Origin of the sequence: Roseburia faecis (assembly GCF_001406815.1) — a bacterium.
In the GTDB taxonomy this organism is placed as follows: domain Bacteria; phylum Bacillota; class Clostridia; order Lachnospirales; family Lachnospiraceae; genus Roseburia; species Roseburia faecis.
Genome location: NZ_CVRR01000068.1, coordinates 1 through 876 on the forward strand (window position 1 = coordinate 1; position 876 = coordinate 876).

Here is an 876-nt window from a genome sequence, read left to right on the forward strand (position 1 = left end):
ATCTGACTGTACTGCCTGAAAAAGAGTGGTTGTCAGCGAATACCATGCAAGAAGGAACAAGGTTGTTTGGAACATTACCGTTTTTGCTTTATATTGTCCTGCAAGTTGCTCTTTTTGTGTTTCGTATCTTGCTTTTGCATTCTGATAGGCTGTCCGGTCACAGGCTTCGCATTTTTTATAGAGTACCGGCTTTTCTACCGGTATCTCTACGATTTTCTGATGTGTCCGGGCATAATCCCGTTGTTGTGTTAAGCATCGTATTTTATCTTGACATTCCTCTATCGTGACGTTTGCGCTTCGCAGCTTCTCTTTCTCGCTCCGCAATGCTCTGTCTGCCAGCTTCAAGTCGTTCTTTAATGCTTGAATATTCCCGGCTCTGTTCTCTTTGTTTAATTTCTCGTTCAAGGTCAGAGATTCGTTGAGCTGCGTCTTCAGTTCCACGATAAGCTGGTCTTTCTGTTCCAACTCTTCTTGTATCTCCTCGGTCAAGAGCAGAAGTTCTTCCAACTGTTCGGCGTTCTTTAATTCTCTGGATTCGTTCATCTATATCACGTCCTTTCTCTACCTGCTGTTCCAGTTCAGCAATTCGGTGTTCTGTTTCAGTAATAAACTGTTTTCGCTGTTCAGCTTCTGTGCCAATATCTGCCATTGCTGATTTTCGTTTTCCAAAAGTTCTATCTTCGTTTTCTGTTCTTCCATCTTGGAAAGCAGTTCCTCGGTATTTGGCAAAATGTTGAGCAGCTCGGATAACTCGCTGTTTAATTTTTGCAATTTCTGATTCTGTTCCTGCATAAGAGAGAGTTGGGTGTCCCGGTTCTGCATTTCCAGAAGCATTTCTGCCATTAAGGTCTGCTGTTCTTCGATTTGCCCAATCAT

2 protein-coding genes are annotated in these 876 nt (G+C 42.8%); both read right to left on the minus strand.

Features of this window, described 5'->3' with window-relative positions; translation table 11 throughout:
- On the minus strand, window positions 1-543 hold a 543-nt coding region (locus M72_RS14195), incomplete at its 3' end, for a DUF6040 family protein (protein WP_314733829.1).
- An 18-nt stretch (window positions 544-561) separates the two neighbouring features.
- A partial coding sequence (locus tag M72_RS17865; protein ID WP_055068690.1) for a hypothetical protein occupies window positions 562-876 on the minus strand: 315 nt, incomplete at its 5' end.